This is a genomic window from Rhizobium sp. CF122 (genome assembly GCF_000282035.1).
Lineage (GTDB): Bacteria > Pseudomonadota > Alphaproteobacteria > Rhizobiales > Rhizobiaceae > Rhizobium.
Genome location: NZ_AKKA01000095.1, coordinates 115,641 through 130,342 on the forward strand (window position 1 = coordinate 115,641; position 14,702 = coordinate 130,342).

The window sequence follows — 14,702 nt, forward strand, 5'->3', positions numbered from 1 at the left end:
CCGATGGTCAGTGCCGAAACCAACTATCAGGGCGTCTGGGGCAACCGCATCGGCTTCGGCCAGCGCCCCGCCTTGCTCGTCATAGACTTTCTGAAGGCCTATACGGTGGAAGGCGCGCCGCTCTTTGCGCCGGGTGTCGTCGATGCAGTGGCGCAAACACCGGCGCTTCTGGCTGCTGCGCGGGCCGCAGGCATTCCCGTCATCCACACCCGCATCCTTTATCTCGCGGAAAACTGTGCCGATGGCGGCATGTGGGTGAAGAAGGCCCCGGTCATGAAGGCCATGGTCGAGGGCAACGTGCTGGCCGAATTCTGCGACGGCGTCGCTCCGGAAAAAGGCGAACTTGTCATAGTCAAGCAATATGCCAGCGCCTTCTTCGGCACCAGCCTCGCCTCGCATCTGCGTGCGCAGGGCATCGACACGGTCGTGTTAGCCGGCTGCTCGACCAGCGGCTGCATCCGTGCGAGCGCCGTCGATGCCGTGCAGCACGGCTTCCGGACCATTGTCGTGCGCGATTGCGTCGGCGACCGGCATCCCGATCCGCACAATGCCAACCTCTTCGACATCGACAGCAAGTATGGCGATGTCGTTTCGAGGGAGGAGGCGATCGCCGAAATTGCCAAGGTCAAGTCCGACTGTCCGTAACTTTACAAAACAGCCAAGCCTTCAAACAAGATAGGGGAATGAGCATGGATCAATTCAGCTTCACGGAAATCTGCCTACATCAGTTGAAGATGTCGGGCGTCCACGAGGGAGAAAAACTCATTGTCCTTACCCAGGGCAACGAGCGCCTCGATTACGCCGACGCCTTCATGGCGGCGGGCATGCGTCTTGGCGCCAAGATGTATCACATGCGTTTGCCGCCGGTGCCGCCGGCAGGTGCATGGGCGGTCGGCCAGACAGGCCTTGCTGCCATGCCGGAAGCGGTAGAGGCCCTGAAGGCCGCCGACATGCTGATCGATTGCATCTTTCTACTCTTCAGCCCGGAACAGATGGCGATCCAGGCGGCCGGCACGCGTATCCTGACCGCCGTGGAACCGCCGGAGATTCTGGCGCGCATGCTGCCGACAAAGGAACTGCGCGAGCGCGTTGAATTTGCCGGAGACCTGCTGTCCAAGGCGAAGGTGATGCGGATCACTTCTCCGCATGGCACGGATGTCACCTACAAGCTCAACACCTATCCCGCCATTACGGAATATGCGTGCACGGACGAGCCGGGCCGCTGGGATCATTGGCCGTCCGGCTTTGTCTTTACCGGTGGTGACGACGATGGCGTCGACGGTACAATCGTCGTTGCTCCGGGCGATATCCTGCTGCCGCAGAACATCTACGTGCGCGACCCGATCATTTATACGATCGAAAACGGTTGGATCACCGACATTCGCGGCGGTCTCGATGCCGAGCTGGTCAAATCCTATATGGCAGGTTTCAACGACCCGCGTGGCATGGGCATGAGCCATGTCGGCTGGGGCCTTAATCAGAACGCTAAGTGGCATCGAATGGTGCCCGGCGAATTCCCCGGAGGCATGGGCATGGAGGCACGCTCCTTCTACGGCAACGTGATGTTCTCCACTGGCCCCAACAACGAGCTCGGCGGCCCGAACGACACCGCCTGCCATCTGGACATCCCGATGCGCGGTTGCTCGCTGTTCCTCGACGATGAACCGATGGTTCTGGATGGCGACATCGCCGTCAAGGAAATGAAGTACAACTTCAAATAGCCGAGATAGCCAAGCCGCTCCGCGTGAAATCGCGCGGAGCGGGTGCGGCTCGAGACGCCTTGACCAGCGCAACCTGCTGTGATGTTTCCTGCAGTGCGCGATGCATTCGCGCCGAAGAGCCGCAAACCGATGGACCACACCGACTATGACCGCAAAAGACACCGAAGGCCTCCCCGAAGCGCCGGCGCCTCAGAATGGCTACCACGTCACGGAGCAAGTCGGGCATCTGCTGCGCAAGGCCTATCAGCGTCATCTGTCGATTTTCCAGACCAATGCCAGTGATCCAGACCTGACATCGGTGCAGTTTGTGACGCTGTGCGCGCTGCATGACCTCGGGCCCAGTTCACAGGTCGAGCTCGTCAAGGCCACCTCCGTCGACCAGGCGACCATCCGTGGCATCGTCGAGCGGCTGAAGGCCCGCGGACTGATCGATCTCTCCAAGGACCAGGCCGACGGCCGCAAGGTGGTGATCTCCCTGCTGCCCAGGGGCGAAGCCCTGCTGCAGGACATGTATCCACAAGCCTATATCATCAGCGAAAAGACCGTCGCGCGTCTCAACCCCGCGGAACGCATAGCGTTGTTGTATCTGCTGCGCAAGATCGCCGACGATGAGACTGGAGAACAGTAGGTGTTGATTGGGGTACCTGCGGTCTTGAACGGAATCGAACCATCGATCAGGCGATTGCGGCATATATCGCTTTTTATGGAACTGGCGTTCGCGATTTCGGCTCAGTCTCTATCGCCTGTTAAGAGCATGAGGTTCGGCTGAGTAACAAAAATCAGCCCCTATGAAGCGTTATTCTCGGAATGTGATAGTCCCTCGGGCTGTCCAATCAAGCTCGAATATAATCAGGGAATTCTGCGCTGATAACGTCAATGATGGAAAGAGTGCCTGACAGATGGCGCCTTAGCGCCGCAGCCGCTGCCTCGGGTTTGCCGGACCCTATAGCCTCGACGATTGCCGCGTGGTCCGCGATCACCATCTGCATCTTTCCAGGCATTGGCAGGTTCAGGCGACGCAATCGATCGAGGTGAACACTCTGGCGACGAACATTTGCCCAGAGCTGCAGGATGCCGCTCCTTTCATAGAGTTTTCTGTGAAACTCGCGGTCGATGCCGTCAAATGTGTCGTAGGTTTCGGGCGTTGCCACCGCTTTCTGCCTGGCGAGGATTTCTCCAAGTTCGGCTGCAGTCTTGGCGGGTGCCGCCTCCGTTAACCTTCGCACCGCTTCGAGTTCGATCGACAACCGCAGGAACTGCGCTTGCCTGGCATGGTCAATATCGATCTTCGCCACAACCGTCGCATATTGCGGATAGACATCGACGATCCCTTCTTCCTGCAGCCGCATCAGGGCGTCACGTACCGGCGTCTGGCTGACCCCGAACTCCAACTGCAACGATGCCCGCGACAAAATCGTGCCTGGCGCTAGTTCTACCTTGAGGATGCGCTCCCGCAGAATTTCATGCACCTGTAGCGCCACCTGCCGCGAACGGTCCAGTTGGCTGCCCCTCATCACACTACCCATCCCATTTCCATCCACTTGCTCGCCATCACAGTACTAAAACATAAAAGCGGGGTTGATGCACTGATGTTTTAGTGCTTCAATGCATTATTCGCTTTTCACACTAGGCGAAACCCGGGCCGGGAGGGCCCCCACCTTGGGAGGAAAACCATGCGACTCTTGATCAGCGGCGTGACCGCAATTGCTATGGCTCTAGGCTTGGCTTGTCCGAGCCAGGCACAGGACAAGACCAATATCTCCATCACCCGGCAGCCTGGCATTCTTTATCTTGCGAGCCACGTGATGGAGACGCAGAAGCTCATCGAAAAACAGGCCGCCAAAGAGGGTGTCGAGGGCGTGACCGTCGAATGGCGGACTTTTAGCGGCGGTGGCGCCCAGACTGATGCCTTGCTCGCCGGTAATGTCGATGTCGTCAATACAGGTACTGGCAACCTCCTGCTTCTGTGGGATCGCACCCGCGGCAAGGTGAAGGGCATCATCACCAGCTCGGCCCAACCTGTCATCATGGTGTCCAACGACCCGCGCATCAAATCGCTGAAGGATATTGGCGAAGGCGACAAGATCGCCGTGCCGACTGTCGGCGTCTCGACCCAGGCTATCCTGCTGCAGATGGCGGCAGCCAAGCTTTATGGCGACGATCAGGTCAAGAAATTCGATTCCAACACCGTGCAGCTCGGCCATCCGGATGCAGTGGCAGCCATCGCCAACTCCAAGCATGAAGTGAAGAACCACTTCTCCGCACCGCCGTTCCAGTATGTCGAGCTGAAACAGCAAGGTGTCCACAAGGTCACGGATTCGCGCGAAATCCTTGGCGGTGCCTTGACCCAAGCCACCTTCTTCACCACCACGGCCTTCGCAGAAGCCAATCCGAAACTGGTCAAGGCACTGCGTACGGCAACCGAAGAGGCCGTCGCCTTCATCAAGAAGGATCCGAAGGCAGCCCTTGAAGCCTATAAGTCCATCTCCGGCGACAAGACCAGCCTCGACGATCTTCTCGCCATGCTGAAGGAACCCGGCATGGACGAATGGCGCACCGACCCGCAGGGAACGATGAAGTTTGCCGCACATCTCAACAAGATCGGCACGCTGAAGACCATGCCAAAGGCCTGGACCGACTATTACCTGCCCGACAGCGCCTATCTCAACGGCAACTGAGCCCGTCGCGACACCAGCAGCGGCGGACACGCTTGCCGCTGCTCCTCTTAGGGAGTGAACCCATCATGCAGGCAAATATTGCCGCCGCCGAGCGCATTGCGCCGGCTGCCGACAAGGCACCGCTTCTGTCCGTTGACCACGTGACACTGCGCTACAAGACACCCAACCTTCTCATCACCGCCACCGAAGACGTCAGTTTCAATGTCCGCGAATCCGACCGTTTCGTTCTTCTCGGCCCCTCGGGCTGCGGCAAGTCCACGCTGCTGAAGGCTGTCGGCGGCTACATGGCTCCGTCTGCTGGCGCGATCCACATCAACGGCCGTGAGGTAAAGCGCCCCGGGCCAGACCGGATGATGGTGTTTCAGGAATTCGACCAGCTGATGCCATGGAAGACGGTGTTAGAAAATGTCATGTTCCCGCTCGTTGTCGCCCGCAAACTGCCGAAGGCCGAAGCCGAGGCGCTGGCTCGCCAATACATCGACAAGGTCAAGCTGACTCGCGCCATCGAAAGCTACCCGCACACACTGTCGGGTGGCATGAAACAGCGCGTGGCCATTGCCCGCGGCATGGCCATGCAGCCGGACATCCTGCTGATGGACGAACCGTTCGCCGCCCTTGACGCGCTGACCCGCCGGCAGATGCAGGACGAGCTGCTGCAGCTCTGGGAAGACACCAAGTTCACGGTCATCTTCGTTACCCACTCGATCGCCGAGGCGATCAAGATTTCCAACCGCATCCTGCTGCTCTCGCCGCATCCCGGCCGGGTGAAGGCAGAGGTCGTCGATGTCGACAAGATCAGCCACGAGGATGGCAGCGCCGTGGCCCTTGAGCGCGATATCCATAACCTGCTGTTCTCCAACGAGCCCGGTCACAAGGAATAAGCCATGCTGTCCGCAAACATCATTCTCGCGGCCGATGTCGAGGCCAACAAACCTTATGACAACATCAAGCCGGTGGAACAGAAGCTCAGCCCACTCGAAACCCTGTGGGGCATCGGCGCCTTGCGCAAGACGCTGCTGATCCTGACGCTTGCCATCGTCTGGCAGGTCTATGCTTCGTTTCTCGACAACCCGCTGCTGTTCCCGACCCTCACCGACACGATCACCACGCTGATCGACCGCTTTGCGGACGGGACACTGCCGGCCCGGATCTGGACGACGCTGCAGATCCTGTTCGTGGGCTATGCTGTGGGCACGGTGCTCGCCGCGCTCCTGACCGTGCTGGCCATCAACACCCGTATCGGTACCGACTTTCTCGAAACCATGACGGCGATGTTCAATCCGCTCCCGGCCATCTCGCTTTTGCCGCTGGCGCTGATCTGGTTCGGTCTGGGTGCCTCCAGCCTGGTGTTCGTGCTCGTGCATTCGGTGCTCTGGGCCGTTGCCCTCAACACCCATTCCGGATTCCTCGGCGTGTCTCGCACCCTGCGCATGGTCGGGGCAAACTACGGCCTCACCGGCATTTCATACGTGCTGCGCATCCTCGTGCCGGCCGCCTTCCCGTCCATCCTCACCGGTCTGAAGATCGGCTGGGCCTTTGCCTGGCGGACGCTGATCGCCGCCGAACTTGTCTTCGGCGTCTCGTCCGGCCAGGGCGGTCTCGGCTGGTTCATCTTCGAGAACCGCAACCTGCTCGATATCCCGGCCGTATTCGCCGGCCTTCTCACCGTCATCATTATCGGTCTGATCGTTGAAAACCTTGTTTTCCAGACGATCGAACGCCACACCATCCAGAAATGGGGCATGAAGGAATAGCTTCGCCGCTCCTTCCAATCCCTATAAGGTCATTTCCCATGACAAACAGAAAAACGCCAGAAACGCTGCGAAGCGCCCGCTGGTTTGCGCCTGACGACCTCCGCTCGTTTGGCCACCGCTCACGCATGATGCAACTCGGTTATGCGGAAGAGGATTTCCGAGACAAGCCGATCATCGGCATCCTCGACACCTGGTCGGAACTTAATACCTGCCACTCCCACTTCAAGGAACGCGTGCAGGACGTAAAGCGTGGAGTTTCCCAGGCCGGCGGCTTTCCCGTGCAGATGCCCTCTCTTTCGGTCGACGAAAGTTTTACCAAGCCGACCTCCATGCTCTACCGCAACATGCTGGCCATGGAGACGGAGGAGATGATCCGTTCGCATCCGCTCGACGGCGTCGTGTTGATGGGCGGTTGCGACAAGACGACACCCGGCCTGGTCATGGGCGCGATCTCGGCTGGCGTGCCGATGATCTATCTCCCTGCCGGTCCGATGCTCCGCGGAAATTATGCGGGGAAGATTCTGGGTTCCGGTTCGGATGCCTGGAAATACTGGGACGAGCGCCGCGCCGGCAACATTTCCGACGAGGAATGGCTGGGCGTGCAGGGTGGCATCGCCCGCTCGGCCGGCACCTGCATGACCATGGGCACTGCCTCGACCATGACGGCGATTGCCGATGCTATGGGCCTGACCCTTCCTGGCGCCTCTTCAATCCCGGCCGTCGATGCCAACCACCAGCGCATGTCGGCGTCGTGCGGCCGCCGCATCGTCGACATGGTCTGGGAAAATCTCACCCCCGACCAGATCGTCACCGATGCTGCCTGCCGCAATGCCGCGATCGTTGCCATGGCCACCGGCTGTTCCACCAATGCTGTCGTGCATCTGATCGCCATGGCGCGGCGCGCCGGTGTCAACTTGACGCTGGACGACCTTGACGCACTCGGCCGCGTCACGCCGCTGATCGCCAATGTCCGCCCATCCGGCAAGGACTACCTGATGGAGGACTTTTTCTATGCCGGTGGCTTGCGAGCCTTGATGAAGCAGATCGAGGACCGGCTCGAACTTTCGGCAATGACCGTTACCGGCAAGACCATGGGTGAGAACCTCGAGGGCGCGCAGGTCTATAACGACGATGTCATCCGGCCGCTTTCCAACCCGGTCTATCACGAGGGTTCGCTCGCCGTGGTACGCGGCAATCTCTGCCCGGACGGTGCGGTCATCAAGCCGGCCGCCTGTGACCCGAGATATCACGTGCATCAGGGCCCGGCGATGGTGTTCGACAGCTATCCTGAGATGAAGAAGGCGATCGACGACGAGAACCTCGACGTTACGCCCGACCATGTGCTTGTTCTGCGCAATGCCGGCCCTCTGGGTGGACCCGGCTTTCCCGAATGGGGCATGCTGCCCATTCCAAAAGCGCTGATCAAGCAAGGCCACCGCGACATGCTGCGCATCTCCGACGCTCGTATGTCCGGCACATCCTACGGCGCCTGCGTGTTGCACGTTTCGCCGGAAAGTTATGTCGGCGGGCCGCTGTCGCTTCTGCAAAACGGCGATATCGTCCGTCTCGACCTGCCCAATCGTCAACTCGACATGCTGGTTGGCGGGAATGAGCTTGCCCGCCGCAAGGCCGAATGGAAGGCGCCAGAGCCGCGTTACCAGCGCGGTTACGGCTGGATGTTCTCCCGCCATGTGACGCAGGCCGACCAGGGTTGCGACTTCGATTTTCTGGAAACCGGTTTCGGCAAGAATGCCGGCGAGCCGGATATCTATTGAGGAAGGGAATACCGATGACCGACTACGTATTGAGCGAAGCGACCCGCGCCAAATTCAAGAAGATCTCGACCGCATCGATCGCCACAGCGCTGTTCAAGCGCGGCCTTCGCAACCAGTTCATCCAGGGCGTCGTGCCCGTGGCGCCGAAGGCCGATACCATGGTCGGGCAGGCCTTTACACTGCGCTACATTCCGGCCCGCGAGGATCGCAATCCGATCACCGTATTCCGCAATGCCGATCATCCGCAGCGCGTCGCCATGGAAACCTGCCCACCCGGCCATGTCTTGGTGATGGATGCGCGTAAGGACGCCCGCGCAGCGACTGCCGGGTCGATCCTGATCACCCGCCTGGCGCTACGCGGCGCCGCCGGCGTCGTCTCGGATGGCGGCTTTCGCGACGCGGTCGGCATCGGCGAACTCGACATGCCCGCCTATTACGCAAAGCCGTCGGCCCCGACCAATCTGACTCACCATGAAGCGCTCGATATCAATGTGCCGATCGCCTGCGGCGATGTGGCGGTATTTCCCGGTGACGTGCTGGTCGGCGATCGAGACGGCGTGATGGTAATCCCAGCTCATCTTGCGGAAGAACTTGCCGAGGAATGCACGGCGATGGAAAGCTACGAGGATTTTGTCCTCGAGCAGGTCAAGGCTGGCGAAGCCATCATCGGTCTTTACCCTCCTACCAAGGACGAGCACTTGGCGAAGTATGAAACGTGGCGCCAAACCTACGGGCGCTGAAGGCCGTGTAGCCTCGCTATTGTGCGTGCAGGAGCTATCCCATGACGAAGCTACAGGAACTGAAAAAGCATTTGCGGTCCGGCAAGGTCTACCGTCGGGAGGATCTCGCCCAATGGTCGTCGTCTATTGATCGACACCTACAGCAGCTGCTGGCGGAAGGATACCTGACCAAGCTATCGACCGGAGTCTACCACCGGCCGAAGCAGACCGCATTCGGCAAAGCCCCTGCCGAAGATGACGTCCTCGTCGAGGCCTTCCTGAAGGACGACCGGTATCTGGTCTCCTCGTCCAATGCTTACAACAACCTCGGTGTCGGCGCGACGCAGCTCTATAACAAGACTGTCGTCTACAATCATAAGCGCCACGGAAACTTCACGTTGGGCGGTCGAGAATTCGAGTTTCGCAAGAAGCCGGCCTTCCCCAAAACCCTGACCAAAGAATTCCTGCTGGTCGATCTGGTCAATAATCTCGACCATTTGGCCGAAGACCGCGACCAGGTGCTGGCCCGTGTGAAAGAACGTGCCCTCCAAGGCAATCGCAGCGCCCTCGCCCGTGCCGCCAAGGAATACGGCCTGGTACGCACCCGCAAATTCTTCAATGGCCTCGTGGCGGACGCGCATGCCAGCTGATTTCCTGCATAACCATAAGGATTTCGGAGCACTCCTGCGCATCGTTGCCGAGAAAATGAAGGTACAGCCGCGGTCCCTCCATTGGCTATGCTTCAGCATTGCCTTCCCGAAGTGCTGTCATTGCGCGCGGCCGATTTAGATCTCACCGAAGATCAGGGCGACCGCACAGCCTCGATGTTTTCGGTCGATCCGGTTACGGTCCGCGGCATGACCTTCACGAATATTCCGCAATCATCACGGCTGCTGATTGCCCGCGAGCCCCGGCAATTATGTTGCAGCTGCAGTCCAACTACGAACGGGTTGCAGCCCGTTCTTCGTAGCCGGTTTCTTGGATGGCGCATCACGTGTCCGCTTTGTGGTAACCCCCTTCAGAACACTGACGGGAGTGCCCGCCCCTCGCCCTTCAGTCGCTATCACAATAGTGCTCTTAAAGGAGAACAGCTTCTCGACGACGAGGCCGAGCGTGGCATGCAAAACTGGATGGCGCCAAGCGAGATTGCCGGCCTCCTGCTGATGCGACGCGTTCCGAAGCCTGTCCCGGCGCTTTACGAATGGTCAGACTATAGAGTGCTCGGTGTGATCATTCCTGATCTCGATGACGTTCTCAGGATGAAAACCAGCAAACTTCCGTCGCGAGCAAGTACGCTATTGCCGCTGCACTTAAGGCCAGCCCTGTTAGCTGGTGTGGCCATCGTCCAGCGTGCCGGGCCGGAAATGCTTCACATGCTGCGTGGCCATATGATGGGCGAGAACAAAGCTCGCTTCGGCAGCGCTATAGACGAGATCGTGGACTGCGCACGTCAGTCGCGGACGTCTTCGCAGTTGCATTTAATTTGAGATTCTCGGCGCATGGAATCTCAAATTAAATGCCAACCAAGAAAGTAACGGCCGCATTCTTACGGTTAAGTGCCAAACGACATCACCGCTCCCATGAACGCCGCCCGGTCGGCATGATCGGGCGCGATACATTCTTTTGTTTTCACGCAATTCCGGACGGAAAACCGCCGCGCACTTTTCTTGGAATTGCCCTAGTTAAAGGCGATATCGCCGATGACCCTTGCTCTTACACGACGCGCGCCACCGGGCAGGTAGGCAATCGGAATATCCTCGACTTCGAGCGTCTTCAGGCTTTCGCGGCTCGCGCCGGAAGCAACGGCGGCATCCTGCGCCTCCGCTTCCGCCTTGGCGATGGCTTCGTCGCGGCTCAACCCCGAAAATACCTGGTCGACCTCGCCAGACACCTGCGCCATCGCAGCACCGAGCGCATTGGCGACACCGGCATTCTCGACGCGAAGGACCTCCGAGGCTCCCGCGATCTTTTCCGGGATCAGGAAGGCGCCGCCGCCGACGGCGACCAGCGGCACGTCCTCTGCCGACGTCTTCATCTGGTCGAAGCTATCCGTTACAATATCGCGGATTCGTTCGAGGCTCGCCTTAACGAAGGCCGGATCGAGATCGCGAACGCGATCCCTGTCTCCCATCTCGATCAGACCGGCGGCGACGGCGATGTCCGAGGTGGTCAGCGTATTGCCGCCAAAGACGCGCGCCTCCGTCAGGATGCGATAGCCGACCGAACGCGGGCCGATCTTGCCCGTTTCCGGATCGATGATCGTTCCGCCGCCAAGGGCGATCGGCAGGAGATCGGGCATGCGGAACAGGGTGCGCACGCCGCCGATGTGGACGATATTATTGGCCTCGCGCGGAAAGCCGCCGACGAGGCAGCCGATATCCGAAGTGGTGCCGCCGACATCGACCACCATCGCGTCGCTCAAGCCGGTCAGGAAGGCGGCACCCCGCATCGAATTCGTCGGACCGGAGGCAAAGCTGTGAACCGGATTGGCGGCCGCGACATCCGCCAGCGCTACCGTACCGTCGTTCTGCGTCAGGTAAAAGGGTGCGGCAACGCCCGCTTCGCGCAGCGCATCCGAGAACGCCTGCACCGTGGTCCTGCCGAGCGACTGCAGCGCCCCATTGAGAAGCGCGACATTTTCACGCTCGAGCAGACCGATCCGCCCGAGGGTGTGAGACAGCGTGATCCTCGCATCCGGGATCACCGACCGAACAATCTCAGCCGCCTTGACCTCGCATTCGGTGGTCAGCGGCGAGAAGGTCGCGGATATCGCGATCGACGTGATGCCGGCATCGCGGATCTTCATCGCGGCTTCGCGGATCTCGTCAGGGATCATCGGCACGAGCGGGCTACCGTCATATTCATGACCGCCATGAACCATGAAGATGAGCGGATCGACTGCCGCGCGCAGGTCGTCTGGCCAATCGCACATCGGCGGCAGGGAAGCGCCGGTCGGCAGTGCAATGCGGATCGCCGCCACCCTTTCCAGTCGCGCCCGTTCGACAACGGCGTTGGTAAAGTGCGTGGTGCCGATCATGACGGCGTCGATCGGCCGGCCGGATACGCCGGCATGTGCGGCGACATGGCTCAGGGCCGACTTCACGCCGGACATGACGTCCTGCGTGGTGGGAACCTTGATGGAAGCGATGATCTTCTCACCGTCTATCAGAACGGCATCCGTATTGGTGCCGCCAACGTCAATACCGATGCGTTTCATGCGAATACCGATCTGAAATCAATGTCGTAACCGAAGGCACGAGGACCGACGGCAACGATCCCAGCAGGCGAGGTCAGGAGTTCGGGTGCCGGCAGAGCCACTACGGTCACACGCTGGCCGTAGCGCACGGATTCCGTGCCGATGGCGCTGCCGGAAATCGTGTCGAGCAGGCAAAGGAGATCCGGCGTCATCGCTACCGGCTCGCCATCGCGGAAGGCGACAGCCCATTCGTTCTGGAAGGCGAGCTCCATTCGCGCACCCTTGTCGGCATCGATGCCCTCGATTACGGTTCGCCCGCGCAGGAAGCCACCTGTGGTTTCGCGCGCCACATCGATCACCTTGCCGCGAAACAATTGCTTGCCGCCCTCGTGATCGAGAACCGCCTTCACCGGATCGTCATGACGCGCGCGCGCCTCGATGACGGCGCGGCCAAGCTCCGTAGCCTTCGTTATGGTGTAATGAATGCCCCAGTCCTTCACCTCGCGGCCGGTGCGCGGCGCCTTGCAGGTCGCTGCAGTCGAGCCGACCTCCGTGCAGACCTTGCGTGATATCCGCTCCATCCATTTCCAGGATGCGGCCTTGGTGACGATGACCTCGTTGTCGCGGACGTCGACGAGGGAAAGCGGAAACATCGGCAGATTGCCAATGGCGAAAGAGGTCATCTGGGCCTCGGGATAGGCGCGTCCCATCGCATCGGCATTGACGACCGGCCGGCCCAGCATCGCGGCGGCGAGAAAAGAGGAGAGCGCATTCGAACCACCGATCTCGACGCTCATGATCGCGCGAAAGGGCTTGCCGAGATAATCCTCCATGACCTCGACCGCGCGCGCCAGATGCACGGGATCGCTCAAACGCTCCTGCCCCACAAGCGGCGCGCCCATCTTCGAGACGACCGCGATCATGTCGTCGTCATCGAGCGCCATTGGATCCATCACCTGCACGCGACGGCCCTCGGCATAGAGCCTGCGAAGGTTAAGGGTCGAGATATAGGGATTGCCACCGCCGCCGGTTCCCAGGATCCAGGCTCCCGTTGCGAGCGGCTCGATATTGTCTTCGGAAAATTCCTGAAGCATGTTTCACCTTCGGCAATAGAGCGGTTCAGCTTTCACGGAACCTCTGAGCCGCTTTATCTCGTTGTTTTCTCGCAATTCCGGGAAAACCGTTCCCCAGTTTTCCTGGAATTGCTCTCGCTGTCCCGCCCCCAAATAGGGCCCGGGTCCATTCGATGTGCAGGCGAAGGTCAGTTCGCCTTGCAGTCCCAATGGAAGTTCGAGAAGTTCAGATCCCAGCTCTGCATGGGAATGAACTCATAGCCCTGAAGGCACTTGTTTGCCGCATAGCGCCGGTTTGGCGATACCGCCCATACGTCGGGTTGCAGCTCGGCGAGCTTGACCTGCAGCTCCTTGTAGGTCGCGTTCTGCTCCTTGATGTCGGTGGTCGACCTCGCCTTGTCGATCAGCGCGTCGACCTCGGGATTCTGCAGCCATTCCATCGACATCCACGTGCCGGAAGCCCTGGAGTGATACTGATTATAGAAAATTGCATCCGGCGACGGATAGTTGGGCGAGATGTTGACCTGTGTCGAGGCCGGCGTGGTCTCGGGTTTGGAGGAGAGCTCGACGATGCGGTTCCAGGGTTCGGGCTTGATGTCGAGCGTGATGCCGATCTGTTCGAGATTGGCCTGCATCAGCAGCGCCACTTCGGATTCGAAAGCGAGCGAGGCGACATAGCTGTTGACCAGCGTGATCTTCTGACCGGCATATTTCGACTTGGCGAGCTCTTCCTTCGCCTTTTCGAGGTCGAAGACGCCGGGCTGGACGTCGTCGTTGTGCGCATCCTTGAACACGGTCGAGAGCGGGCCGGTCATGTCGAAGCCCGGATAGATCGCTTCCTGAATGGTCTTGTAGTCGGTGGCATAGGCGATTGCCCGGCGCACATGCACGTCGTCGGTCGGATAGACCTTGCTGTTCAGCTTGATGACGAAGCCGCCGGCCGTCGTCGACTGGAGCAGCTTGTAGCCCGGCATCTTGCCGATCGTTTCATAGGTGTCGTTGCCGAGGCCATGCGAGGAGAGACCGAGCTCGCCCTTTTCGGCGAGCGCCTTGACGGTAGCGTCGTCACTCGTCTGGACGAAACGCACTTCGTCGATCGGCGTCCCCTTGGTCCAGCCGAGAAAGTAATCGGGATTGCGCGCGATCACCATATCGGCGGAGCGATTGTAGCTGACAAGCTTATAGGGACCCGAGCCGGCAGAGTGTTCACCCACATAGGCTTCGCCCCATTTGTCGTCCGGCTTGGAATTGGCTTCGATCACCTTCTCATTCAGCGCCATCATCAGCGGCGTCACGGCCATGAACGGTGAGAACTGGCGATCGAGCTTGACGACGACGGTCGTGTCATCAGGCGCGGTAACATTGTCGGGCTGCACAAGGCCGACGACGAGGTTCGATGGCCCCTTGTTGATGCCGATCAGGCGCCGGATCGACCAGACGAAGTCAGAGGCCTTGACGGGCGTACCGTCCTGGAACTTGGCGTCATCGCGAATATGGAACGTGTAGGTCAGCCCATCCTGGGAGATATCCCAGGATTTTGCCAGATGGGGCACGATCTCGCCCGAAGGGCTGACGGTCGTCAGCGCATCATACATGTTCACGATCGCCATATAGCCTGTGTAGTCTGTGACCTTGGCCGGATCGAGCGAGCTGAAAATCTGCATCGTGTTGACGGCAATCGACACCTTGTCGGCCGCCGATGCAGCAAGCGAAGTCAGCGGCAACGCCATGGCGCTCGCGAGCAGAAGCGCCGAAAGACGCAGATTTCTGGAACCCATCTTCATTC

14 protein-coding genes are annotated in these 14,702 nt (G+C 60.0%); 10 read left to right on the forward strand and 4 right to left on the reverse strand.

The features are described from left to right. Positions 1–3: 3 nt before the first annotated feature. The 3 genes from PMI09_RS24500 to PMI09_RS24510 all read left to right on the forward strand — a co-directional run bounded on the left by PMI09_RS24500 (position 4) and on the right by PMI09_RS24510 (position 2,349). Positions 4–645: an N-carbamoylsarcosine amidohydrolase gene (locus PMI09_RS24500; RefSeq protein ID WP_007800774.1), complete on the forward strand. Its 642-nt coding sequence runs from the start codon at positions 4–6 to the stop codon at positions 643–645. Between the two features lie 44 nt (positions 646–689). Further along, a complete protein-coding gene (locus tag PMI09_RS24505) occupies positions 690–1,721 on the forward strand; it encodes a hypothetical protein (protein WP_007800776.1) in 1,032 nt (343 codons plus the stop codon). A gap of 145 nt (positions 1,722–1,866) precedes the next feature. Further along, positions 1,867–2,349, forward strand: coding sequence for a MarR family winged helix-turn-helix transcriptional regulator (locus PMI09_RS24510; protein WP_007800777.1), 483 nt, complete (start codon positions 1,867–1,869; stop codon positions 2,347–2,349). 205 nt (positions 2,350–2,554) lie between these two features. On the opposite strand, the gene PMI09_RS24515 is transcribed toward PMI09_RS24510, so the two are convergent. Then, entirely contained in the window at positions 2,555–3,247 is a 693-nt protein-coding gene (locus PMI09_RS24515; RefSeq protein WP_007800779.1) for a GntR family transcriptional regulator, read from the reverse strand. Between the two features lie 147 nt (positions 3,248–3,394). On the opposite strand from PMI09_RS24515, the gene PMI09_RS24520 reads away from it, so the two are divergent. From PMI09_RS24520 to PMI09_RS32375, 7 genes are all read left to right on the forward strand, one after another. Continuing rightward, a complete protein-coding gene (locus PMI09_RS24520; protein WP_007800781.1) occupies positions 3,395–4,399 on the forward strand; it encodes an ABC transporter substrate-binding protein in 1,005 nt (334 codons plus the stop codon). A gap of 65 nt (positions 4,400–4,464) precedes the next feature. After that, the gene (locus tag PMI09_RS24525; protein WP_007800783.1) at positions 4,465–5,280 is read left to right on the forward strand and encodes an ABC transporter ATP-binding protein; all 816 of its coding nucleotides are present in this window, start codon (positions 4,465–4,467) and stop codon (positions 5,278–5,280) included. A 3-nt stretch (positions 5,281–5,283) separates the two neighbouring features. Next, positions 5,284–6,153: an ABC transporter permease gene (locus tag PMI09_RS24530; protein WP_007800786.1), complete on the forward strand. Its 870-nt coding sequence runs from the start codon at positions 5,284–5,286 to the stop codon at positions 6,151–6,153. A 38-nt stretch (positions 6,154–6,191) separates the two neighbouring features. Beyond that, positions 6,192–7,928, forward strand: a complete 1,737-nt coding sequence (araD, locus tag PMI09_RS24535) for an L-arabinonate dehydratase (protein ID WP_007800788.1) — start codon at positions 6,192–6,194, stop codon at positions 7,926–7,928. Positions 7,929–7,942: 14 nt separating this feature from the next. After that, entirely contained in the window at positions 7,943–8,668 is a 726-nt protein-coding gene (locus PMI09_RS24540) for a ribonuclease activity regulator RraA (RefSeq protein WP_007800790.1), read from the forward strand. Positions 8,669–8,709: 41 nt separating this feature from the next. Continuing rightward, on the forward strand, positions 8,710–9,297 hold the full coding sequence (locus PMI09_RS24545) for a DUF6088 family protein (RefSeq protein ID WP_007800792.1): 588 nt from the start codon (positions 8,710–8,712) through the stop codon (positions 9,295–9,297). A gap of 87 nt (positions 9,298–9,384) precedes the next feature. Then, positions 9,385–10,134, forward strand: coding sequence for a hypothetical protein (locus PMI09_RS32375; RefSeq protein WP_244423820.1), 750 nt, complete (start codon positions 9,385–9,387; stop codon positions 10,132–10,134). Between the two features lie 191 nt (positions 10,135–10,325). Here PMI09_RS32375 and PMI09_RS24555 read toward each other — a convergent pair whose 3' ends face one another. From PMI09_RS24555 to PMI09_RS24565, 3 genes are all read right to left on the reverse strand, one after another. Then, positions 10,326–11,864: a hydantoinase/oxoprolinase N-terminal domain-containing protein gene (locus PMI09_RS24555; protein WP_007800797.1), complete on the reverse strand. Its 1,539-nt coding sequence runs from the start codon at positions 11,862–11,864 to the stop codon at positions 10,326–10,328. Further along, on the reverse strand, positions 11,861–12,937 hold the full coding sequence (locus PMI09_RS24560) for a DUF917 domain-containing protein (protein ID WP_007800798.1): 1,077 nt from the start codon (positions 12,935–12,937) through the stop codon (positions 11,861–11,863). The genes PMI09_RS24555 and PMI09_RS24560 overlap by 4 nt, the downstream gene beginning before the upstream one ends. Before the next feature lie 167 nt (positions 12,938–13,104). Next, positions 13,105–14,700: an ABC transporter substrate-binding protein gene (locus PMI09_RS24565; protein ID WP_007800799.1), complete on the reverse strand. Its 1,596-nt coding sequence runs from the start codon at positions 14,698–14,700 to the stop codon at positions 13,105–13,107. Positions 14,701–14,702: the final 2 nt, after the last annotated feature.

Bases quoted from the DNA above. Each gene is read 5' to 3' on its own strand.
- PMI09_RS24500 (WP_007800774.1), top strand. From the start codon at position 4: ATGGTCAGTGCCGAAACCAACTATCAGGGCGTCTGGGGCAACCGCATC.
- PMI09_RS24505 (WP_007800776.1), top strand. From the start codon at position 690: ATGGATCAATTCAGCTTCACGGAAATCTGCCTACATCAGTTGAAGATG.
- PMI09_RS24510 (WP_007800777.1), top strand. From the start codon at position 1,867: ATGACCGCAAAAGACACCGAAGGCCTCCCCGAAGCGCCGGCGCCTCAG.
- PMI09_RS24515 (WP_007800779.1), bottom strand. From the start codon at position 3,247: ATGGGTAGTGTGATGAGGGGCAGCCAACTGGACCGTTCGCGGCAGGTG.
- PMI09_RS24520 (WP_007800781.1), top strand. From the start codon at position 3,395: ATGCGACTCTTGATCAGCGGCGTGACCGCAATTGCTATGGCTCTAGGC.
- PMI09_RS24525 (WP_007800783.1), top strand. From the start codon at position 4,465: ATGCAGGCAAATATTGCCGCCGCCGAGCGCATTGCGCCGGCTGCCGAC.
- PMI09_RS24530 (WP_007800786.1), top strand. From the start codon at position 5,284: ATGCTGTCCGCAAACATCATTCTCGCGGCCGATGTCGAGGCCAACAAA.
- araD (WP_007800788.1), top strand. From the start codon at position 6,192: ATGACAAACAGAAAAACGCCAGAAACGCTGCGAAGCGCCCGCTGGTTT.
- PMI09_RS24540 (WP_007800790.1), top strand. From the start codon at position 7,943: ATGACCGACTACGTATTGAGCGAAGCGACCCGCGCCAAATTCAAGAAG.
- PMI09_RS24545 (WP_007800792.1), top strand. From the start codon at position 8,710: ATGACGAAGCTACAGGAACTGAAAAAGCATTTGCGGTCCGGCAAGGTC.
- PMI09_RS32375 (WP_244423820.1), top strand. From the start codon at position 9,385: ATGCTTCAGCATTGCCTTCCCGAAGTGCTGTCATTGCGCGCGGCCGAT.
- PMI09_RS24555 (WP_007800797.1), bottom strand. From the start codon at position 11,864: ATGAAACGCATCGGTATTGACGTTGGCGGCACCAATACGGATGCCGTT.
- PMI09_RS24560 (WP_007800798.1), bottom strand. From the start codon at position 12,937: ATGCTTCAGGAATTTTCCGAAGACAATATCGAGCCGCTCGCAACGGGA.
- PMI09_RS24565 (WP_007800799.1), bottom strand. From the start codon at position 14,700: ATGAAGATGGGTTCCAGAAATCTGCGTCTTTCGGCGCTTCTGCTCGCG.